We start from the raw sequence: 23,029 nt of genomic DNA on the forward strand, positions 1-23,029 counted from the left end.
TATTGGTTTGTTGGTATTATTTGTTGTTGGATTCCAGTATACCTGCAGACTGTAACAGTTTGTTATATGCTACCAGTGCATCTGCCTTTGCGTACGCATAGTTGAGATGCGCCTGCAGATTTGCAACGTCGGCATCCAGCAGATCTGTTGTGGTAGCCAGGTTGTTATCGTGCTTGTTCTTCGTAATCCGGTAATTTTCTTCTGATTGTTCTATCGCTTTGATATAAGTATCCATTTTCTTGTGGCTCAGGAGGTAGTTTTCGTAAGATTGGTATACGTCCAGGTGAATACCATCCACGAGCTGCGCCTCGTTGGCCTGTACTTCTGCCAGCTGCGCCTTTGCATTACTTACTTTTGATCCGGTTTTCCAGAGGGAAGAAAGATTGTATTTCAGCCCCACTCCTGCATTTACGGCATTGGTAATGGTGATCACATTAGGAATGTAAGCGGCCACATATCCGCCGGTTACAGCGAGCGACGGGAAATAATCCGCTTTAGCTCCTTTTATTCCTGCATTGGCTGCTTTTTCACGTGCCGTGAGAGAAGCTGCATCTTTGCGATTCTGGTAAGCCAGTTGTTCAAACTCTGCTACTCCGCGTCCATCTACCTTGTCATCTACTTTGAATACGGTGCTGTCTACCTGGAGCATGGTGTTATCCGGCAGGCCCAGCATGATATCCATATTCAGGTTGGCAATTTTCAGGTTGTTTTCAGCGTCCATCAGTGCCAGCTGGTAATTAGATTGCTGTAATTCTGCTTTTAAGAGGTCGTTACGGGCAAGGAGACCATTCTTTTCCTTGTTGGAAAATTCTTTCACCCTTTCGTCCGACTGCCGGATGTTTTCCTGTACCAGTGCTACTGCGGCTTTTGCCTTATAAAGATTGCTGTAGGCGGCGATAGTATTCTGGATCACATCTTCACGGTCCTTATCAACATCCAGCCGCGCAGCTTCTGCCAGATAACGGGCAGATTCTTTACCACTTTGTATCAATCCACCCGCAAAGATGGGTACCGATACACTGGCAATACCATAAGCTGCTGAATTCACTTTGGGGCTTTCACTTTTGGTGCCACCGTTGCTATCATCTCCCAGTTTAAGTTTCATGTCGATATTAGGCTGCGTAAGCCTGAGATAAGAACCGGAAACACTTACATCCGGTAACTGGCGTTCATTGGCTTCTTTCAGTGAGGCAGTAGCCTGATCCACTTTAGCATGACTCACCTTTAATTGTTTGCTGTTTTGTATACTCAGCGATATGGCTTCATTTAACGAAAGCGGTTTTACGCTCTGTTGTGCGGATGCTGTCTGAAAGAAAAAAGTCAGCAGGATTCCCGATGCAAGCGCATATAATCGTGTGTATATGCTTTTAGAATTCATGTGTTAGGATTGCTTTGAACAATTTTTTTAAATGTGTACTTACTCTGTTTTTCAAATACTCCCTGTATTCATCGTCGTTCAGGTCCTTCGCTTCAGGGTTCGTCCTTAATATATGCTGGGCAGGTATTACCTGATGGATAGTCCCGAATAAAGAAGTCATGAGCATTTCCACATCTACATCTTTATAAAAGATGCCCGCTTCCTGGGCATTTGTAACGATGGGGCGCATCAGACCGAGCATTTCTCCTTTCAGTTGCCAGATAAGATCCCTGACCGGGCTTTGCTGGCTGTTCAGCTGTTCGCGGCTCATGATGCACTGGAAATACTGCTCCCCAAGCATCTTATTGATGAACCGGTCGATCAGGCTGTTTATCTTCTCCAGGGGCTCCATCGTGTCGTTCTCCAGTAATTCATTGATGAACTTCCGGGAAGCCTCCATTCTATATTTGAAAATAGATTCCAGCAATTTGTCCTTTGAACCGAAATAATAGGAGATCATGGCGATGTTCACATCCGCCTCCTGCGCTATATCTCTTACCGATGTGCCATGAAAGCCCTGATCGGCAAATAGCCGCTCTGCAACCCTTAAAATTGAGAGCTGTTTTTCACTATACTCTTCCATGTTCCTTTTTTAGATTTGATAGAGCAAAGTTAAACAAACGTTTAATTTAAACAAGCGTTTATTTAACCGGTTGTTTAAATTTCGAATAATTAAAACTGTATAAAATTGATAATCAATAAAAACGTCTGAAATTTTAAGCTGTTTTTAATATTCCTTAATAATAGCTTAATAAAAAAGAAGAAAATCCTATCAATAGCGAGGTTTTTATAGCAGAATTTTATAATTTAAGAGAGATAGTCATACTGCCCTGTTTTACTATATAAAAATAAATCACATGCGTGCTGTTTCCTCCTTTCCGGGTATTGTTTTACTGGCCGGCCTCATTACCGGCACCCTGGACATCCTTTCTGCTTTTGTGTATTTTTCGGTTGTTAGTCATGGCCAGCCTGTCAGCAAAATACTGGTATACATCAGCAGCGGTGTATTTGGTAAAGCCGCCTTTAGCGGGGGGCCGGCCATGATGTGGTGGGGGTTACTGTTTCATTATCTTATTGCGCTGACGTGGTCGTTTGTTTTCTTCGTCCTCTATCCGAAGATAACAGGACTGCACAAACACCCGGTGGCCACCGGGCTCATTTATGGTTTACTGGTGTGGTGTGTAATGAACCTGGTGGTAGTGCCGTTAAGCCAGGTACCGCATGGGCCGCTGCGTTTAGTCAACTCCGTTATTAATATGCTTATATTGATGGCAATGGTCGGATTACCACTTTCCTTCATGGCACGTAGGTATTATACAAGATAAAAAGCGGAGGGCATTCCCTCCGCTTTTTATCTTGTATATTTTACTCCCGGAAATTCTTTCTGCGCCTGCAGGAACTCCTCTTCCCAACCGGCAGGCCAGCCAAAAGCAATGGTGGCCTGTGGTTTCAGGTTTACGCCCGCAGCGCCGCTCCAGAAATGGATAAACTCTCCCCAGTTCATATCACGCGTATATGCGTTGCCGTTACGGGGGAAGTTGGCGGCCAGTAATGTAAAGAAATTGTTCAGCACTTTAGCCCCGCCGTACTGATGGTAGATCGGGTAAAACCAGTTTTTGAACCACTGTGTTCCCGGCTGCGGAAAATTGTCCATGCTCTTCATCTGCATATCAAACCAGCGCTGCGCTTCTGCATCCCAGCCCAATGCCCGGTATACATCATACTGATAGATCTCCATCCACTTGCTGTCTTTCCATATCGGGAAAGCCGGCGACCCATGCACTCCTTTAGCCGCGCCTTCCACAATATGTCCTACCTCATGCACGGCTGCATCCAGGTTCCAGCCGGTATTGCTCACCCAATCACCTTCATGTCCTACATCAATCACATTGCGGTAGTCATGGCTGCCGTCGAAATAGGTAGACGGATGACCGCCGCCATATTTGCCGGTATGCAGCAACACAAACAAACGGTTATCCTTGCCAAAGGCGCCATAAGTTTTAGTGGTGTAGTTCCACACCTTCGTTAACAGCGTATCCGGCCAGGTAATACTTTCGGGCGTTTCCTTGTCGTAATACACCGTTACCGACGAATTGCTGAATACCCGGCGCATTACCTGCGCGTGCTCAAACCAATGCTCCTTCCAGGTAAGCGGTGGCGTGGCCGTGGTATCCTTCACCAAAGACGGCATCCACCCGGTATTTTTCGAAGCAAAGGTGGCAAGGGTAAAAAGACTGCCACCAACTAATAATACATAGCATAAATATCTCTTCATACAGGGATTTTTATAAAAAATGCTAAATCGATTTTCTAATACCAAAAAAGTAGTATCTTAATGGTGAAAATAGCCAACAGGAATCGAATCAATTTTAAAAAATCCCTAACGGATTGTAAACAAAACTTAAAAGTATCAGGAGCGGACGTCGTTATCAATTGAAGAACAGGAAAGATCAACCAAAAGTAACAAAGCGAAGCATGAGGCATTCCATCAAGCTGTATATCCTGACAGCTGTTATCTGTATTATCGCGTTGGCTATTGTACAGTTTTTCCTGGTATATAATACTTATCAGTTGCTGGACAGTCGTTTTAACTACGTGGAAAAAGGAAGGATCGGTGAAGCCTACAACCTGGCTATCGCCAACGATAAGCTGTTCCCGGGAGGGCAACCCCTGCTGGACAGCATCATTGTGCCACAGTACCCTTACCTGGAACAACTGTACAACACCAACCGCCACGGCTTCGACACCGCCGCGCAACACCTCGTGAACCGCATTATCCGCGAACTGGTAAAGCATGAGAACACCGACAGCATGCTGAAAGCCATTAAAGCCAACGACGGGATCAAGGATTCCCTCCTGTTTGCCCTGTGCATTCACCGGCTGGATATCAAGTTCAAAGACAGTCAGTACGTGAACGTATACAACCGCTTTAAAAAATACCCGCTCATCCCGGCCAACAGGCAAAAGGAAATGGGACTCTTTATTTGCGGCAACCTGCCGCATCTCAATGAAAACAGCGCGGCATCCTCGCTGGTGGCCAATTCGCCCCTGCCCTACTCCTATTCCCTGTCGTTCTCATTTTATGCAGATCCCTATAACCGCCGCACGCTCGTACTCCGGCAAATGAAATATACCATCCTGCCTGGTATACTTACCCTGCTGGCGGTGATCACGCTGTTTGCCATTACCTTGTTCAAATGGATCCGGCAAAAACATCTGTCTGATATGAAATCAGACTTTATCAATAACATCACCCACGAGTTTAATACGCCTATCACGGCTATTATCGTTGCCAATAAAAATATCCAGAACGAAAAAACACTGGATAACAAACAAAGCGTTACCGCTCTTTCCGAGATTATACACAGGCAGGCAGAACGCCTGAAACTATTGGTGGAAAAGGTCATCAATATTGCAGCTACGGAAAAACTGGCGCTCAAAACCACTACCACAGATCTGAATGAACTGATCAGCGGAATACTGGCGGTGTATAGTCTTAATACCATGAAGCAGGCCATCCGCTTCACTTTCAACAACAGCGGCCACCCGGTGATGATTGAAGCAGATACCTTTCATTTTACTACCCTGCTGCAAAACATCCTGGATAATGCCGTGAAGTACAACGACCAGCCGGAGAAGATCATCACCATTACTACTACTACGCTGCCGGAAAAAGAATCTACCGCATTGATCATACAAGACAATGGTATCGGCATGAACGCCGCTACCCTCCGCCATATCTTTGAGAAATTTTACCGGCACCAGCCTAATCTGTCCAGGCCCACAAAAGGCCTGGGCCTGGGGCTTTACTATGTAAAACAGTGCGTGGATGCACATGGCTGGACGATTAAAGTGAGCAGCGAGCCCGGTGCAGGAAGTACTTTCGTAATTACCATACCTTCAAAAATATAAAGCTATGAAACATCACATTCTGCTGGTAGAAGATGAAACGGATCTCGGTAACGTTGTAAAACAATACCTGGAGCTGATGGATTTCACTGTCGACTGGCAACAAAACGGGCAATCGGCGTTGGAGGCTTTTACCGCCACTCCCACGGCCTGGCATATCATCCTGATAGATATCAACCTCCCCGAAATGGATGGCTTTGAACTGGCGCAGGAACTGGTGAAAATACAACCAAGCGTTCCGTTCCTCTTCCTCACAGCACGTGGTGAAAAGAAAGACCGCCTGTACGGCCTGAAGATCGGGGCAGACGATTACATCGTAAAACCGTTTGATGTAGATGAACTGGTGCTCCGCATAAAAAACATCCTGAAAAGAAACCAGATCGTAAACAGCATAGCCGCCAGCAATGCCATTGAACTTGGAGGTATGCGTTTTCACAAAGACTCGCTGAAGCTTATCGGCAATGGCAAGGAAACCATTCTCACGCCGCTGGAAAGCGATCTGCTGCTGCACTTCTATCACAACAGCAATAAGGTGATCCGGCGGGAAGATATCCTGCACCAGGTATGGGGAGCAAATGATTATTTTGTAGGAAGAAGTTTAGATGTATTTGTATCCCGCTTCCGCAAATACTTCCAGGGAAATGAAAATATCAGTATCCGGAATATTTATGGGATCGGGTTCATGTTCAGTCTTACTTAAATAAAAAGGGCGGGCGCTACATCGCTTAAGGGCCCGCCCCTGCACATCTCTTACAAGATGTTGTGCCTGTTTATCAACCGTATCTTCATCATTTCAGTAAAATCATGTAAGGGAAAAACAAATACAGGAGGGCTTTGCCGCTATAGGTGTTTTTCATAGTGATACATAGTTAACAGGGGTAACCCGAAAAAGTTCACTTACTAGAACCTGTCCGGATAGAAAAACAAACGGGACTGCTCTAACTGCCAGGAGCCAGGCGTAATAAAATAAGGCAACACCAAACCTTTTTCACCGGCAAGGGGAAAACCCATTCCCATTGCTGGCAGTTTACTCATGGTTTCATTATCCTGAAAGGCCCATTGATCTGTGGTGCCTGCCTTCGTAAAACAAACACTGCTATTGCTCAGGGCATTTTTATTATCAAAATCAGCGGAAGGAATATAATCTATATAAATCCATGATTTCCGTTTTACATGCTTTGCCAGGTATTCCCGGTATTCCTGCCCGGTGGTGTTATCAATTCTGTACAGGAAAATATCAAAGGGCGCATCGCTATCTGCATAGTGAATATAAAAACCCAATTTATTGGTGGTGGCTTCGGCTGCCGGAGGATTTACTTCTACCACCTTACCATCTAAATAGATGTAATTAAAACAGGCTTTTGTGCCTGATGCAGGAAGTGGTTTGCTAAAGACTATTTCCCCGGTAGCAGGATCTGTTAGGGTAACCTTCGAACGTAACGCAGGGTCACGGTAGGTATATACTGCGTTAAAGCCTATTAAAGAGGCTGGCTGGAGTATAAATTTTCCGTTGGCCAAACTCTTGTCGTACCTGGTGGTATCTATTGATACTTCCAATTCGTTCGCACTGCCATTGTAGCCACTGATGATCACCTGTATTGCTTTTTCCGGGTTGAGCTCCTCTTTGTTGCACGCTGCAAGCACGTTAATAAGCATGGTAATGATACCGGCTATTTTCATGTACTGTATTAATTGCTTCATTGATTCGTTTATTAGTTATAGTTCAAATAATTTGGTAAACCTTATACTATTTCCTGCAGTGCTTTCATTGAATATATACAAATTGGAAGATGCCACTGATGCAGTTGGTATAGGAGCACTGGAGGAAGTGGCATGCCAGGTATATCCCATTCCCTCCGTGTAAAATTCATTCGTACCTGCTTTGTAGATATAAGCCTTAAACAGCACACTGGTAGGCTGTCCATTATATTCTTGCCCCGAAGTTGGAAAGCTGGAAATAGTGACAGGCTCACTGAATTCATAGGGCTTTACATTTTTAATCCGGATGATCTCCTCAAATGCCTTGGGTGTGAAATAATATTTTATCAGCACAATATCTACAGGCGCTGTATAATTAGTAAGCGTTGGCATGAACAGGTAACTGATTTTTATTTTTCCCTGTTCAACCACCGGCTTTTCCGGCAGGTCATTTACTTTACCATTCAGATAAAGAAATTTGAGGTTGGTGGGGCCATCTCCCCTTTTTATTTCCTTCTCCAGCACCACTTTTCCCGTTCCCTTTTCTGTTAATGACAGCTTTACTTTATTGGTATTGCCATAGAACGTATACGCATCGATAAGATCAAAGGCACTATTGGGTGATAATGGATAATTGATCTTAAAGGTATCCAGTTTTATCTCCAATGTTTCGTTGCTGCTATTATAGCCTTTCAACATCACAGGCGCTATAGTTTCCTTGTATAAAAAATCGTCTTCCCCTTTGTTGCAGGCAGCCAGTATCAACAGGAAGGCACCTGCCAGTATGGTATAAAATATCTTTATTGTCTTCATGACGTTACGGTTTTATTATAATCAGATGAAATCTAAAGGGAATATGAAACGGACAAACTGAAAGAGGTGCCAATCTTACGAATGAAGGTATCCTTGTCACCAATCCGGGTTTTAGTTTTCCCGTCTGCTGATGTTTCATAATAACCTTCTTCATATTTCTGGGAGAAGCCATATTTCCATTCGTAGATATCACTCCATTCTGTGGCTCCTGTAGAAGAAATTTCTGACATAGGCATGCCTTTCCATTTATCAAGCAGCTTATACGTGTCAGTACTATTAATATAAAAGCGGTAAGGAGTGTTTAGCAGGTTGCTGATGTTCAGCTTTGCCTTCAGCTTTTTGTTTTTCAGAAAATTATAGCTTAATTGGGCATCCAGCTGATCGCGTGGACGTTCATACTCTACAATATTCGGAGTAATGCCTGTGGAGAAGGTTTTGTAGCCCATGTGATTAAAGGCCATATTGGCTCCTAAACGGTTGCCATCATATTGCAGTCCTATATTGTATAGCACAGGCACCTGTCCATATAATGGTCTTTTTTCTCTCTGGAATACTTTGCTGCGGTACTCATAGCTTCTGTCGTATTTGTCTTCAATCATACCTTTTCCTACAAACATAGCAGACTGTACTTCGGAACGCTGTAAAGTAAGGTTACCACTCAGGTAAATATTATCAAGCAATTTCCACTGCGGATAGATAAAACCCAGGCTTTTACGCAGGTCAAATTCCCACCCGTTCACCTTTGCCCAATCTGAGTTTTGGGTAGATACATATACGCGCATAGTGGCATCCGGTTGTATACGGTACAGCTCTACCGGTTTGTCAAAATACTTATAGAAATAACCAACAGAGATCACCTCACCAGGTTTGGGATACCATTCCAGTCGTAAGTCATAATGGTCAATCAAGGTAGAAAGCACACCTTCATTCCGGCGAAAAGCACCTATGGCCGGATCATAGCGGATCATCCGGGAGTTTTCGATCAGTGCGGGTCTTACCACCGATTGTGAATAAGCAGCCCGTATATTAAAATCCTTCAATGGTGTAGCGGTAAGGCTTGCTGAAGGCAGGTAACGCCATTTTTTCTCTTCGGTTTCCGGATCAGCTGTAGGTGTTACGATTTTTCCGGTTTCGGGGTCCACGAACCTGTATTTTTCGCCCCGCTCTATGAGCGTACTGATAGATAGGTCATTGGCGCCGCTCCTGATTCTTTCGTAATTGTAGTATTCAGCCCGGACACCCCATACCAAACGCAGCCAGTTGGTAAAACGGTTATCCAGCATACCATAAACGGCCTGATTGGTATTCTTTCCTTCATATCCGTTCTGGGAAAAACTGGCAGGATAATATAACAAGTCTTTCATGGGATCTTTGAATTCCAGGAATTGTCCCCATTCCTGTACAGGAACATGCGCATATACGCTACCTACTGTTCGTACGGTACTGATCGGCAATAGGGTCCAGTCGTAAAGACCCTGGCGCTCCATATACTGATAACCGGACTTTACTATCTGCTTTTTTCCAAGTACGTTGAAATGATAGCTCAGGGACCCTTCCGCTATTTTATTGGTTTCCTCATACAGGTATTGCGCCCGGTTGAATGTTCCGCCACCTGGATTGGTAACGCCACTGGGTGTTATATTGTAACTGCTTCCATTAAGCGTACTTGTAGGCATCAGCCAGGCTTCCACGGCATCTTTTTCGAGGTTGGAGAGTTTGTTGCGGGCCACATTCCAATCAAAACGGAAAGCACCAAAGGTGTGTTCACCATTGATACGGTTTTGCAACAGGTCAATAAACTTTGGACGGTCATATTCCCGGATGGCAGGACGTTCGCCATAACCAATGTCATTACCATATCCCACGATACGGGAAAACTGGTTATTAAATACCCGTGAATAGAAATTGCGGGAAGTGATCTTGTGATGCTTTGATTGCCACCCCAGGTTGACCAAGGCGCCCCAGGTGGTATTGAAATTATACTGGTTGGAAAAAGTAGGATCGATTTCTTCTCCGGTGGCTACGTTATAAACGCGATTGCCGATCTTCTCCCAGTCGCCCCGCTCAAAATGGGAAATATCATCAATAGATTGCTCATTGCGGTAGCTGAGTGAACCCACAAAACCGAAACGGCTATCTTTAATGTTATAGCTACGTCCCAGGCTGAGCTGGTAGTTTTGCCCCGGTAATGCCTTGTAGGTCCTGGCGCCTATCCGTTCCAAACCGCCTATTTTTTTGTTCTGCGCTGCAATCATTTCAGGTGTTATTGCCGGAATACCTTTGGGAGGAAGATCATACGGCTTGATAGGATTATAGTTTTGATTGGTAAAGATCAGCAGGTCTTTGGGGAAATGGTCCCTGCTGCCATCATCAAAGGCGAGGTAGTCATTTTTTCCACGGCCATAACCCAGGAAATCTTTTCCTGTGCTTCCGCTTGTGTATTTTCCGCCAATACCTATTGTTGTAAAGTTTTGATCAGGAATCGCAAACGTGTTGATCTGTACCAACCCGCCGCCAAAGCCAAAGCTCATATCAGGCGTTGCCGTTTTAGATACGATCACATTGTCGATCAGGTTGCTGGGAACAATATCGAACTCAAAGTCGCGCACCTGTACATCCGTACTGGGTAATATGGCGCCGTCCATCATAGCAAGGTTGTAGCGCTCCGCAATACCTCGTATCACTACACGCCGGTTGTCATTAGTGCTCACTCCCGAAATCCGTTTTAATGTTTCCCCTATGTTTTTGTCGGGCAACGCTGCAATCTGTTCCCTGCTCATGCCGTTGGAGATGCCTGCTTCGTTCTTTTGGCGGGCATAGAGCGCTTTGATGCTTTCTTTTTTTGCAGAAGAGGTAATCACTACGCCACTCAGTGTATGCTTCGTTCTTTTAAGCGTTACGTTTAATGTAAAAGTCTGATTGTCCTTTACTTCGATATCGGTGACCTGTTTGGCGCCATAACCTAAGGACGAGATTTCTGCCTGATAGGCTCCCTTTGGCAGCGCAATACTAAAAGAACCATCTATGCTGGTGGTTGTCCCACTATTGCCAATGCGGATGCTGACACCAGGTATAGGATCACCGTTTTCTTCATCAATAATTTTCCCGCTGATTTTTCCAGGAGCTTTTTGGGGAGTGGCAGATGGCGTTTGTTTATCCGCGGCTTTTTTAACCAACCAGGCAGTGCCTTTTCTTTCTATAGTAAACGGAATGTTGGTGACCAGCCCGCTTAAAATCTGCTCCACCGTTTTGTTGTTGTATTCCGCTGATTTTATCGCAACCCCATTTACTTCTTCTTTGCTAAAGGCAATACTTACGCCCGTTGTTTTACGGAGTACGCCCAGCGCCTGTTCTAAACTGCCTTGTTCAAATTTTACCGAGTACTTCGTTTCCTGCGCCAGCGTTACCATAGGCGGCAATAGCAATAATAGGATCAGGGCGGGCAGGATAAATAATTTCCTTCCAGGTTGCTTCAACCATGTTAGTAGCATAACTTTGTTTTTTACTTTTTTTATTTTAACGAATGAAAGAATGGCATTGGCCCTGTTCACAGCAGGGCTTTTGCTTTTATAGCAGTTAATAGATCTCTATTTCAGCAGGGGTGATGATCCGGAACCGGCATCCGGTTAAACTGCAAAACACTTCCACGATTTCACTGGCCGATTGCTCCTTATTAAAATTGACATTGACATTGGTTTGCAGTTGGTGCGGATTCCGCCGCGTATTGAGGGTAACATCATATTGATTTTGCAGTAGCACCACCAGATCATTGAACCGGACATTTTCATAATCCCATTCGCCCTTTGCCCAGCTGGTCAGGCTTTCCGCAGATACAGCACGTTGGATGGTATAATCCCTGCTGGCCTTATTGTAATGGATGGCCTGTGCCTGGGTAAGGATATCCGGTGCGCTGCCCGGCTTACTGACCTGCACCTTACCGGATACAACGGTGATCTGTATATCTTCTCCCTGGGCATAGCTGTTGATATTGAACTGTGTGCCCAGTACCATAGTGGCCAGGCTGTCGGCAGTTTGCACTGTAAAAGGATGTTTGTCGTCATGGGTTACGGTAAACAATGCTTCACCCGAAAGCTGTACCTGGCGGTGACGGGCAAAGTCAGAGTGATAATGCAATGAGGAACCGGCATTAAGCAGTACTACTGAACTATCGGGTAATACCACCTGCTTTATTTCCCCTTTACCGGTTGTTATTTCTTTGAACACCGCCGCAGTTTGTGCGGGAGTAGCTGCGTATTGGATTGTTCCTGCCTTCCATATACCGGCGCCTGCGGTAATCAGCACCCCCATCCATACAGCAGCGGCACGCCAGCCGGATAATGGCCTCAGCAGCTTGCTGCTACGCACGGGGAGGCTGTCAGGAACGGTCGTTTTATCCTGCAAACGATGAATGTTATTTAGTAACAGCGCTTCGCCTTCGGCACTTAACTGAAGGTCTGCTTTCTCCATGTCGCCCCCTTTTTCAAACCATTCTTCCATGATGGCTTTTTCCTGAGAAGTGCAGGTACCAGCTATATACCGGTCTAAAAGTTCCCTGAAGCGTTGTTCTGTTTGCATAGCTTTTTCTTTAAGAAGGGAGGGCTATAAATACTATTTATAGTACCCCCTTACAGGATAGAGCCTAAAAACGAAAAGCAGACTACTCCGGAAAATGGAGTTAATAATTTGGTAATATTGCGAGGGGAATTAAATCACCAGCCATCTTGCTGCGGTGAGCAAAACAATAAAAAGCATAAAGAACAGGAAAGTTAACCGGGATACAGTCTGGCGGAGGCGCTTGCGCACTTTGGAGAGATGGTTTTTAACCGTGTTGGGGGAAATCAGCAGCAATTCAGCTATTTCAGGTACGCTCATACCAGCTTCCTGATTCAGGTGGTACACCTTTTTCATTTGTGCAGGCAGCCCTGCAATTTCATTGGCTACAGAGGATTCCATCGTGCGGATGGCAGATGCAGAATAAGCCTCCTGGAAAACCAGTGGCATGCCTTGTTCATTCAGTAGTTCCTGCAGCAAGTCCAGGCTTTCCGGACGGGCAGCATTACGTTTTATATATCTGAATGTTCTGTTACGGGCTATGCTGTATAAGTAGTTAAAAAGGGAACTTTGTATAGTAATATCTGCTCTTTTATCCCACAAATCCATAAAAACTTCCTGTGTAATATCTCCCGCATCGGCCCGGCTGCGGATATGTTTGTACACCATACTAAAAATAGGAGCAGCATACAAATGATACACCTGGTCAAAAGCGGTGCGGTCTCCCTGTTTTACCTGTTGCCATAATGCAGTGTGATCCTGGATGCCTGAAGCCATGTACTGATTTGTCCTTATGCAGGGCAAATATAGTCTTGCAATATTATCATAAAGTTAACGGTTATGTATGGGTAAGATCACAAAGGAATATCGTGGACGAGGGGAAGCGTGAAAATAATAATAAAAACAGGACAAGCAAGTATCATACTCACTTGTCCTGTTATATCACCCTGCCTGTATCATCTATACAAATAATGTTCGCCCCAAGCCATTACCAGGAATGGTGATGCAATATTTTTCATTCTTCTGAAGCTTAACCAGTAGGGTTCCCTGTGATCTATCGAATGGGCCATTTCGTTTTCATGTCCACTTATTACCATTTTTGGGTTAATTCCCTTTACGATTTCTTCTATATCATGAATCCAATTATGCAAAAGCAATACATCCACTTTTGCCAATTGGCCAACTCTCCTTAACCAGACGAGATCTTTCTTATTATATTGGTCACCAGTATGCATCATTGTATAACCTTCTGTTGTAGTAACCAGATATACATTATTCAATACTGTTTCATCCTGGTGTCCGGGAAAAACTTTCACGGTAATTCTTTTCCCGTTATGGAGCAATATTTGTTTATCAAGCACCATTGTATCCCGGAGGGGTTGTATATGTGTAGAAATACCTTCCCACATTCCCGTGGGTACAAATACCTGCTTTTGTTGACCGGCAAACATCTTCGCCACTTCCAGGTCAGCATGATCTCCATGTATATGACTTACAAAAAGCACATCGCATAGATTTACTATAGATTTCATTTGTGCGGAATCAATCAGCCTCCCATGTTTTGTATTGGCCATTACAAGATCAAAGCCTATAGTAACAGATTCCGTTCGAACTAAAAACCCCTGGTTGTATAATTTATACACCTGCATGCCTTTTTTAGGGGCAGCGATTTTAAAATCATTCAGCACTTGTTGCATTCTATCAACAATAAAAGACTTTAGTGCCGCAGTGGTATCCAGCCGGGTATCATGTAATAAACCATCAATGGAAAAAAGAGCCAGCTTTCGTTGTGCAGAAGGATTCAACTGCGGTGGATTATCCTTTAATATCGTTTGAATCTCCTTGCTTAGAGCATTTGTTTGCGCCTCCAGAAAGCCAGGGATGTCTTTCCAATATTGTAATTTCTCAGACTGAGCATACCCCGAAAGGGAGGCTGTCAGTAGCAATAATAAGCTGATACCTATTTGCAACTTTTTCATATAAACTATTTTAATAGTTGCTATTTTGTTTCAATGCAGGATTCAGATCAATTTCAGTGAAAGGAACCGGCCAGAAATAGTCCCTTGCAGGATTGAACTTTCTTTTCTGCATAAACTTGCCATCATGCGCATGAACATCTCCGTTCATTTCCTGTTCTATGGTCCTCCAGCGCCTGATATCATAAAAATAAATTCCCTCTCCGGCAAACTCTATCCTTCTCTCCAACCGGATGGCTTTCCTCATACCGTTCTGATCTAAACCGGCTGCAAGAGCAGGCATATTTACTGTTGGTCTTTGTCTTACTGCATTAATGGCATCATATACCCGGCTATCCGGTCCGGTGGTTTCATTTATTGCCTCTGCATACATGAGTAGTACATCTGCATATCGGATCACCACATAATTGGTTTGGGGATTGGTGATATCTCCAACGGTAGTACCGGTGTATTCTGTAAACTTTTTGAATGCATACCCGGTTTGGTGCAATTCTGCTTCTGTAGCTATTTTATTACGCCATTGTGATCCTAAATAAACAATCGACTGTTCAAACCTGGGATCCCGGTTTTGATAGGGCGCGGCGCTGCTGTACAATGGACTTTCATGTATTGATTTGCCATCTGTCATTTGATATACATCTACCAACTCCTGTGTAGGAGTTTGAGTATTGTATTGTCCATGCACTATATCATACATATTAGGTATCTCGGGGTATTTGAATCTTACGTCAAAAACAATTTCCTTATTGCCTTCATTTACTTTCTTGAAAATACCATTATAATTCTCAAAAAGACCATACACCTTTAAATCAATCACTTTTTCTATAGTGGTTATCACTTCTTCATACCGGCGATTCTGTAACAAAACTCTTGCTTTTAACGCCAGTGCTGCCCCTGATGTAGCTCTTCCGCCTGATGCAGCAGGGTACTTTGACGGTAATACAAGCGCTGCATCATCAAGATCTTTAAGTACCTGTGTTAGTACCTCCGCATAAGTATTTCTGGGTAAATTCGAATGTTCTGCTACTTTAGGCTGATTTATGACCAAGGGCACACCATTAAAAAGTTCATTCAGCATCTGATAAAAAAATGCCCGCAAAAATTTCGCTTCACCAACCACACGTTTCTTTAGTGCCTCATCCATCGGGATAGCCCCGATATTATCAATCAGCGTATTGCACCTCCCAATTCCTCTGTAACAACCGGACCAGGTAAGCAGGTTCATACCCGTGGTAGTAGCAGATTGGGTACCGGTGGCAAAATCATTCGCATTTTGATAATTATCCTTATGATAGGCATTGGGCGACATAACCTCAAACATGAAAGGTGTTTGATTGTTATAGAGGTCATCATGTGTAAGCGCATTGTAACATCCTGACAGTGCCTCTATAGCATGTTTTTCTGTTTTCCAGTAAGTATCCTGTGTAAGGAAGTCAGTTGGCTTGGTATCTAATATTTTACTGCACGAAAACAATAATAGCATACTGCCGAATACTGGTATTATTAAATATTTCATACTGCTGATATTTATAAGGTGATATTTAATCCTGCGGTAAACATTTTTACTGTAGGGTATTGATCAAAATTGTTTTGTGTAATGGTTCTTTCCGGATCAAAATATTTAACCTTGGTAAATGTTATAAGGTTTTGACCATTTACAAACAGGCGACATTTTTTTATGCCTATTCGCTCAATCAAAGCCGGTGAAAAATCATATGATAACTGTATGTTTTTTAGCCTTAGATAAGATGCATCCTTTAGCCAGAAATCCGAATCAGAAAAGTTTTCGGCTGTATATTGGTGTCTTGTGGTAATACGAGGAAGTGATGCGGTAGTATTTTGCGGCGTCCATGAATCTGTTAGCCAGTTCTTGGTAAGTCCAGCCCCATTGTTAAACGGCGATGCCATATTCCCGTTGGGACGTACTGCAATATTCTCAACCCCTTGCCAAAATGTCTGTAAAGAGAACCCTTTAAATTTTACACCTGCGTTAAAGCTATAAGTATACTCAGGAAAGGTGTTGCCGGCTATATAACGGTCATCACCATTAATTACTTTATCTCCATTAAGGTCAACATATTTAACATCACCTGGTCCAACACGGTTGGTAATAACCGGATAGTTTTTTACCTCTTCCTGTGTTTGAAACAATCCATCTGTTTTAAGCACATACCAGGAGTCAATAGGATATCCCTTTTTGGTAATGCGTGCACCCGCTGCATCAATAATAACTTCACCTTGAAGATCAACGACCTCGTTCCTGATTTTTGTTATATACGCGCTTAGGTTGTATGAAAAATTACTTCCGATTTTATTGGTGTGTGATATTCCTATTTCATAACCAACATTATCTACTACCGCCATGTTTCTAACAGGACCATCCAAAGCGCCAACCTGGTCAGGCAAGGTCTGCGTCCTCAGAATGCCATCTGTTCTTTTACGGAACCATTCTGCTTCTCCTGAAAGTTTTCCATCAAATAGATTCCATTCAAGACCAACATTCGTAATGGTTGTAGTTTCCCAGCTCAAACTGGCATCACGGCTTTGTACAATAGCAGATCCCGCATTATATATGCCTCCAAATGGATATCCATATCCAGGATTTACTGCATTTACATATTGAAAGCGCCCGATTTCCTGGTTGCCTATCTGGCCCCATGATGTTCTTAATTTAAGTTCCTTTACCCATTTTACATCGTCCATAAAGCTTTCCCTGGAAATTCTCCATCCTGCAGAGAAGGAGGGAAAAAGTCCCCATCTGTTGCCGTCTGCAAATCGTGAAGAACCATCATATCTGCTATTGGCTTCAAAAAGGTATTTATCCTTATAGTTATACTGTATCCTTCCAAAATAAGAAAGCAATGCATCTTCCCATCGGCTTCCATAAGCCTGGGGATTAGCAGTACCCAAACTTATTTCCTGCAATTCCAATGCAGGAAAACCCTGCTTGGTAGCTTGTAAATAATGCCAGGTGGTATTATCTACGCTGGAACCAAGCATCGCATTAAAAGAATGGTTGCCAATATCTTTTTTGTACGAAAATGTTTGGTATACACTTAACCGCTGTTCCTGATTATGATATCCCAGCCTTGTAGTAACTGAGTTCCAATATCTTTTGGGATCCCCGGTTTTTACATCATACATCATAACCTCCGGATACCACTGATCAATATCGAGCGTTCCATATGACACGGCTCCCCGCACCATATAGGTAAGGTCTTTGAATATTTTGTATTCAAGCGCGATATTCGCCAGTAAGCGGTTCGTTGTCTCCTTTCTCCAGGATTCCTCAGCCCATATTAAAGGGTTTTGAAATGAATTTTGCCCGGGTGTCAACACCCAGCTATCCGGCCAGTTGCCATTTTCCATTCTTCCAGCGGGTTGAATAGGCACCATCCTGTTGAGACGGTTCATAAGGGTTGTAATACCATCAGCAGGTTGATCTGTATTCCAACGCGTTACCATTACGGATCCATCTACATTCAGTCTTTTAGTAACCTGGGAGTTTAATTTCAAGTTGAGTGAATATCGTTTTGCCCCTGTCATCCCTTTTAATACGCCTTCCTGGTCCAGGTATCCACCCGACAAACTATACCTGTTTTTTTCAGTACCGCCAGAAACCCGAAGATTATGCTCCTGTACAAAAGCCGGCTTAAACATTTCTGTCATCCAATTGGTATTGGGATGTACTAAACTGGTAGGACTTGTACGGAACTCATTAATTAATGCTTCAGAATAATAAGGAACGCCCCCTTGGTTAACCATCGCCTTGTTATAGGCTTCCATAAAGTCTGCGGAATTATCAACAGGGTCGGGTAAATAGGTTGCTTTCTGCGTACCGAAATAGTTATTGTACTCTATAGTAGAGCGCTCTTTCTTTCCCATTTTGGTGGTGATGAGTATTACCCCATTTGCAGCCCTTGAACCATAAATAGCCGAGGAGGCAGCATCTTTCAATACACTGATACTTTCAATATCATTAGGGTTAATATCATTCAGGTTATACTCTACACCATCTACCAACACCAATGGATTTAATTTCCCTGCACCACCTATTGATCCCATACCTCGGATTCTGATAGTAGCACCATCAGCGCCTGGCTGGCCACCTGCCTGGTTTACATATACACCCTGAACCCCTTGTAAAGCCTGGGAAGAATTGGTAATAGGGCGTCCTTCCAAATCCTCTTTTGATACAACAGCTATTGCGCCGGTAACATTTACCTTTTTCTGTACCCCATAACCTACCACTACCAATTCCTGGAGCGTTTGATTGGAATTCTCCAGCCTGATCAATATAGAATTTGTCTGCCCTTGCTTTACTTCGAAATTGTCAGATCGACCTGTTACATAACCCACAAAAGATGCTTCAAAATTGTACTGGTTATTTACCAATAGGTTCTTAAACACGAAAAGCCCCGCGCTGTCAGTCAAAGAGTGTGACACATGGTTGGTTAGCTTATTGGTAGCTCTAACGGTTACCCCTTGCAAATATTTTCCATTTTCATTGGTCACGAAACCCTTTACTGTAGCAACCAGCGGTTCCTGTGCTTTGGTCTCATTTTTTAGGAGCAGTAGCATGAAGCCTAGTATCCAACATGCTTTAAATACACATTTCATAAATAGTTCTTATTTGATTGTTTATGGGCAAACCAATTCTATTTACGTTCCTGAAGAAACGTATCACTAGTGATTGCCGCTTATTTAATAGATTATTCTTGCTTGACGATTATCTTATACCCTTTTCCATCGGGGCTTATCTCTAACCCGTTTAATTGTCCTATCAGTTTCAAAATGACAGGCAAAGAGTCTGTTGATTTAATATTTCCAGAAAAATACCTTTCTGATATTTCATTTTTATTGTACTGTATAGGCACCTTATATTTTGCAACCAGGCTGTCCATAACTTCAGTGAGAGAGGTGTTATTAAAGAACAATGTAAACCCTTCTGGTTTTACCGGCTTTTTTAAGCTGGAAAAATTGCTGTCTGACTTCTTGTTGATAACTATTTTACAATAGCCATTCGTTTTATCGTAGTTCATTTTTTGACCTGGTGTCAGGAATATATCCCCTGTCCAACCACGTAATGAATCTACCTCTTTTTTTAGCTGTACTTTTCCAGTATACAACACTACCCAAACACTTCCGCCCTTTTCTTCTACCATAAAACTGGTACCTAGCGCCGTAGTTGAAACTGTACCGGTATATACAGTAAATGGCCGGTCTGTATTTTTGACTACTTCGAAGAATACCTTTCCCTTCATGTGTATAGTTCTTTTTTGTAATACAGTACCAAACCCTTCTTCATATTTTACTACTCCCCCTTTGTACAACTTTATTGTTGAACTATCCGGAAGCAGGTAGGTAGCTATTTCAACTGAATCATTACTTAGTGTTCTCCATGCAACAGCTGAAGCTTTTTTACTTTCCAGTTTTGCTACCTGGTTAATATTTTTAACAGGCTGTAGTATATAATATACAACAGTGCTTAACAAAATGATTACAACAGATGCCGCTGCTATCCACATCCTGCCTGACTTCTGATACGGGGTCATTTGCCTGATGTTATCCAACATTCTTTTACTTACGTCTGCCGCTAAGAAACTTTTGGGATCAGTTTGCTCCCAGTTTTTCAACAGATACTGGTAAGTCGGATCTTGTTCAGCTATCTTTACTATATGTGCATATTCTTCGGCTGAACAATCGCCATTTAAAAACCGTTCTATTTGCTCGTCAGTCAGTATGGATTCCATTGAAAAAGTGTAACACCCGTTTATTATGAATATATACAAAGGAAAAGAAGGGAAACCCTTGCAGGTAACAATTACTTAACATCAAGATCAGGGATCAGGCAGGATTAAAGAATGCCCATTACGCAGTTAATTACTTTCCGTAATATTTTCAGGGCTTTTGTAAAATGGCCTTCTACCGTCTTGGGCGAAACAGAAAGTTTGTCTGCGATTTCCTGGTTGGAATAACCATGAACTATCTTCAAGGAAACAACCTGCTTACTGGCGGGTGTCAGGGCATCAATTGCGCTAATAAAGTGGTCTTGCGTTTCAAATTTATTGTAGTCATCAACATTGCCCTCCTCTTTATCAATACACCGGAAATAGTCAACTTTATATTTTCGGGCTTTTGCTTCCTTTTTTAGGAAATTAATCAATAAGCTATAACAGATCGTAAATAGTTGTTTCTCCAATGTATATTCCAGTGAAAGAGATTCCCGATAATGCCATAGCTTGGTAAAGCTGTCTTGTGTTAGCTCTTCAGCTGTTTCAGGCAATGGAACTCTCTTTAGAAAAAAGTGATACACTTTCTTATGTAAATGCCGGTATATGTCCAAAAAAGCCCTATAATCGCTGTTTTTTATTTTGATAACAAGATGTTCCATGCCATCCTACATTTTTTTGCAAGGTGGTCAAAAGGGAAATGAATTTCTTTTTCGGCAGATTATTTTTTAATTATCTTTTGGGAACCTCTTTAATATCCGTAGCTAATGATACCCAGTGTACATTGACTGATCCAAACAAATTAGTTAGTTTCTCCTGCGAGCATTGATCCGTTACCCCTTAAAATTTACCTACGGTCACAAACAACAGGAATTTGGAATAGCATTAAAAACATATAGCCCGCCAGGGCGGGCCATATGTTTTTCTTTTTTGCGGGTACAGACCTTTCGGGTCAGCCCCATTATTATGTTATTAACTTATTTCAGTGAATTGATCCACGTAGCTATTTTCGTGGCATCTGCCTGCGGCACCTGCGGGAACGGCGGCATTGGTGTAGCATAGCCGGGCCAGTTCTCTGCCTGGGGGTTTTTAATCAGCGCCAGGATTTTGGCTACAGAGTAATTCCTTTTGGCTACATCGCGGAAACCGGGTCCCACCTGCTTTTTATCAGGATTGTGGCAGGAAGAACAGGTATACTTGTTCAGCAACGGTTTGATCTGCTCGTAAGTCAGCGCCTTTGCAGGAGCTGTTTTGGCTGCTGTGGAAGCGGCTTTTGCATCTGCTATTTTCGTGGCAGTGGTAGCTGGTTTGGCAGCAGAGTTTTTAGTGCTCAGTGTGGAAACCGCCAGCTTTGCGCCTTCAGGAATATTATTCAGGGTATAGTACACATCAGGGTGTACCAGTGAATAGGAGTTTTCCTGGGTACGGATACCATTCAGCGACAGCTTATGGATGTAGTACTGACGCAGCCCGTCGATCACAAGACGCACCTTCATACCGTCGGGAGACACCTGAACACCTTTGATGGTCAGCTTTTCTGAATTAACAGTAGGACTGCCATATACCGGGTGATATTTATAGATAAAGCTTTCTACATTGTAAGAAGCAATATCTTCTGCATACTTTTTATCTACCGGTAAAGTGAAGGTAATTTCAAAACCATCAGGCATAGCGCTTACAGTTCTCATTTCAAACGGCACTTTATTGTTCCATACCAAACGTTGCAGGCCCTGGTTGGCATCACCGGCAGAACCCCATCCACGGTTGGTTTCACCTACAAAGAGGGAACCGTCTTTACCCCAGGCGAGGCGCAGTACGCCCGACTGGAAGCCGCTTCTGAAATCCCAGGCAGCACCCTGGTACTCACCGTTTACTTTCTCCAGGTATACACGTACAATTTTGCTCTGTCCCTGGTCGCCAATCAGCACCTGTTTGGCAAACGGGCCAAAGGCTCCTTCAGGAATGGTGGTAAGCTGTGCATTGGAAATACCCAGGATACCGTGTGGCAGCCAAACTGCAGGCAGCTGTACTTCCGGGAAATATTTCTTCATATCAAACAGCGTCACAAACTTTTCATTCTCTACGTTTTCGGGTTTGATAGCACGGCCGTTGGCATCTCTGCGGAAACGTGGATCTACTTTGCTGTAGAGTGCTTCTGTGGTGAGTTTTACCGGGGAATTAGGCAGGTTGGTCCAGCGTAAACCTGCGGGATGACCAACAAAGCTACCTTTTTTCACGTGGGTTAAACCACCGGAACCCATCCAGTCGCCCTGGTTCTCTGTATAAAACAGTTCTCCATCGATCGTGCCAAGTCCGCACGGAGAGCGGAAACCGGTCGCAAATGGCTCCATTTTACCGTCTTCTGTAATGTGCATCATCCAGCCTCTCCAGGGTACCCGGCTTTCACCGCGCCACCATTCTTCATCGCCAAAGGCCACGTTGCCGGAAACAAAGAAAGAGCCATCTGTGCCCAGTACCGGGCCAAAGCTGTATTCATGATAGTGACCGGACAAAGGCCAGGAGTACACGGTTTCAAACAGGTCCATTTTACCGTCCATATTGGTATCGGTCATTTTGGTGAGTTCACCGCGTTGTGCGCAGTAGAGGGAACCATTTTTATAGGCCAGTCCCAATACTTCATGCAGCCCGGAGGCCACTTTCCTGAAGTAAGGTGATTTGCTGGTAGGGTTCTCTACTATAAATATATCGCCGCGGCGGGTGGCTACGCCCAGGTCGCCGTTGGGAAGGGTGCATAAACCGCCTACTTCCAGCAGGGTACCTTCGGGTGAACTGATACGCGCAATGCGGAAAAAGTCCTCTTCCTTCGGGGACTCCTGTGCTTTTACAGGCGTGATGGCCGTTGTCATCAGGAACATACCTGCGGCTATTCCTGCTGTAATACTTTTATAATTCAGTTTCATAATAGTCATTAG

17 protein-coding genes are annotated in these 23,029 nt (G+C 43.6%); 3 read left to right on the plus strand and 14 right to left on the minus strand.

All coding sequences use genetic code 11. The features are described 5' to 3' along the window. Positions 1-16 precede the first annotated feature (16 nt). A complete protein-coding gene (locus ACMXI2_RS16675) occupies positions 17-1,378 on the minus strand; it encodes a TolC family protein (RefSeq protein ID WP_483777224.1) in 1,362 nt (453 codons plus the stop codon). Continuing rightward, on the minus strand, positions 1,368-2,000 hold the full coding sequence (locus ACMXI2_RS16680; protein ID WP_483777225.1) for a TetR/AcrR family transcriptional regulator: 633 nt from the start codon (positions 1,998-2,000) through the stop codon (positions 1,368-1,370). The genes ACMXI2_RS16675 and ACMXI2_RS16680 overlap by 11 nt, the downstream gene beginning before the upstream one ends. Before the next feature lie 274 nt (positions 2,001-2,274). Between ACMXI2_RS16680 and ACMXI2_RS16685 the strand changes: the two genes are divergently transcribed. Next, positions 2,275-2,742, plus strand: coding sequence for a hypothetical protein (locus ACMXI2_RS16685; protein ID WP_483777226.1), 468 nt, complete (start codon positions 2,275-2,277; stop codon positions 2,740-2,742). Positions 2,743-2,768: 26 nt separating this feature from the next. Here the strand turns inward: ACMXI2_RS16685 and ACMXI2_RS16690 are convergent, their stop codons facing one another. Next, positions 2,769-3,692 (minus strand): hypothetical protein, encoded by a 924-nt coding sequence (locus tag ACMXI2_RS16690; RefSeq protein ID WP_483777227.1) that lies wholly within the window; start codon positions 3,690-3,692, stop codon positions 2,769-2,771. A 200-nt stretch (positions 3,693-3,892) separates the two neighbouring features. Here ACMXI2_RS16690 and ACMXI2_RS16695 point away from each other — a divergent pair, with 200 nt between their 5' ends. Further along, the gene (locus tag ACMXI2_RS16695) at positions 3,893-5,329 is read left to right on the plus strand and encodes a sensor histidine kinase (protein ID WP_483777228.1); all 1,437 of its coding nucleotides are present in this window, start codon (positions 3,893-3,895) and stop codon (positions 5,327-5,329) included. Positions 5,330-5,333: 4 nt separating this feature from the next. Further along, positions 5,334-6,026, plus strand: a complete 693-nt coding sequence (locus tag ACMXI2_RS16700) for a response regulator transcription factor (RefSeq protein WP_483777229.1) — start codon at positions 5,334-5,336, stop codon at positions 6,024-6,026. 200 nt (positions 6,027-6,226) lie between these two features. Here the strand turns inward: ACMXI2_RS16700 and ACMXI2_RS16705 are convergent, their stop codons facing one another. From ACMXI2_RS16705 to ACMXI2_RS16755, 11 genes are all read right to left on the minus strand, one after another. Further along, the gene (locus ACMXI2_RS16705) at positions 6,227-7,027 is read right to left on the minus strand and encodes a hypothetical protein (protein ID WP_483777230.1); all 801 of its coding nucleotides are present in this window, start codon (positions 7,025-7,027) and stop codon (positions 6,227-6,229) included. Between the two features lie 15 nt (positions 7,028-7,042). Then, positions 7,043-7,837, minus strand: coding sequence for a hypothetical protein (locus ACMXI2_RS16710; RefSeq protein WP_483777231.1), 795 nt, complete (start codon positions 7,835-7,837; stop codon positions 7,043-7,045). Between the two features lie 32 nt (positions 7,838-7,869). Continuing rightward, positions 7,870-11,328 carry a TonB-dependent receptor gene (locus ACMXI2_RS16715; RefSeq protein WP_483777232.1) on the minus strand — a complete coding sequence of 1,153 codons (3,459 nt, stop codon included), beginning with the start codon at positions 11,326-11,328 and terminating at the stop codon, positions 7,870-7,872. An 85-nt stretch (positions 11,329-11,413) separates the two neighbouring features. Then, entirely contained in the window at positions 11,414-12,412 is a 999-nt protein-coding gene (locus ACMXI2_RS16720) for a FecR family protein (RefSeq protein ID WP_483777233.1), read from the minus strand. Positions 12,413-12,541: 129 nt separating this feature from the next. Next, positions 12,542-13,165, minus strand: coding sequence for an RNA polymerase sigma factor (locus ACMXI2_RS16725; protein WP_483777234.1), 624 nt, complete (start codon positions 13,163-13,165; stop codon positions 12,542-12,544). Between the two features lie 179 nt (positions 13,166-13,344). Then, the gene (locus ACMXI2_RS16730; protein WP_483777235.1) at positions 13,345-14,367 is read right to left on the minus strand and encodes an MBL fold metallo-hydrolase; all 1,023 of its coding nucleotides are present in this window, start codon (positions 14,365-14,367) and stop codon (positions 13,345-13,347) included. 10 nt (positions 14,368-14,377) lie between these two features. Further along, on the minus strand, positions 14,378-15,880 hold the full coding sequence (locus tag ACMXI2_RS16735; RefSeq protein ID WP_483777236.1) for a RagB/SusD family nutrient uptake outer membrane protein: 1,503 nt from the start codon (positions 15,878-15,880) through the stop codon (positions 14,378-14,380). An 11-nt stretch (positions 15,881-15,891) separates the two neighbouring features. Then, positions 15,892-18,984 carry a SusC/RagA family TonB-linked outer membrane protein gene (locus ACMXI2_RS16740; protein WP_483777237.1) on the minus strand — a complete coding sequence of 1,031 codons (3,093 nt, stop codon included), beginning with the start codon at positions 18,982-18,984 and terminating at the stop codon, positions 15,892-15,894. A 92-nt stretch (positions 18,985-19,076) separates the two neighbouring features. Continuing rightward, positions 19,077-20,117: a FecR family protein gene (locus ACMXI2_RS16745; RefSeq protein WP_483777238.1), complete on the minus strand. Its 1,041-nt coding sequence runs from the start codon at positions 20,115-20,117 to the stop codon at positions 19,077-19,079. 104 nt (positions 20,118-20,221) lie between these two features. Then, the gene (locus tag ACMXI2_RS16750; protein ID WP_483777239.1) at positions 20,222-20,758 is read right to left on the minus strand and encodes an RNA polymerase sigma factor; all 537 of its coding nucleotides are present in this window, start codon (positions 20,756-20,758) and stop codon (positions 20,222-20,224) included. A gap of 315 nt (positions 20,759-21,073) precedes the next feature. Then, on the minus strand, positions 21,074-23,017 hold the full coding sequence (locus ACMXI2_RS16755; RefSeq protein ID WP_483777240.1) for a hypothetical protein: 1,944 nt from the start codon (positions 23,015-23,017) through the stop codon (positions 21,074-21,076). Positions 23,018-23,029: the final 12 nt, after the last annotated feature.

The sequence above is a fragment of the Chitinophaga sp. G7 BAM 1005 genome, from assembly GCF_057126945.1.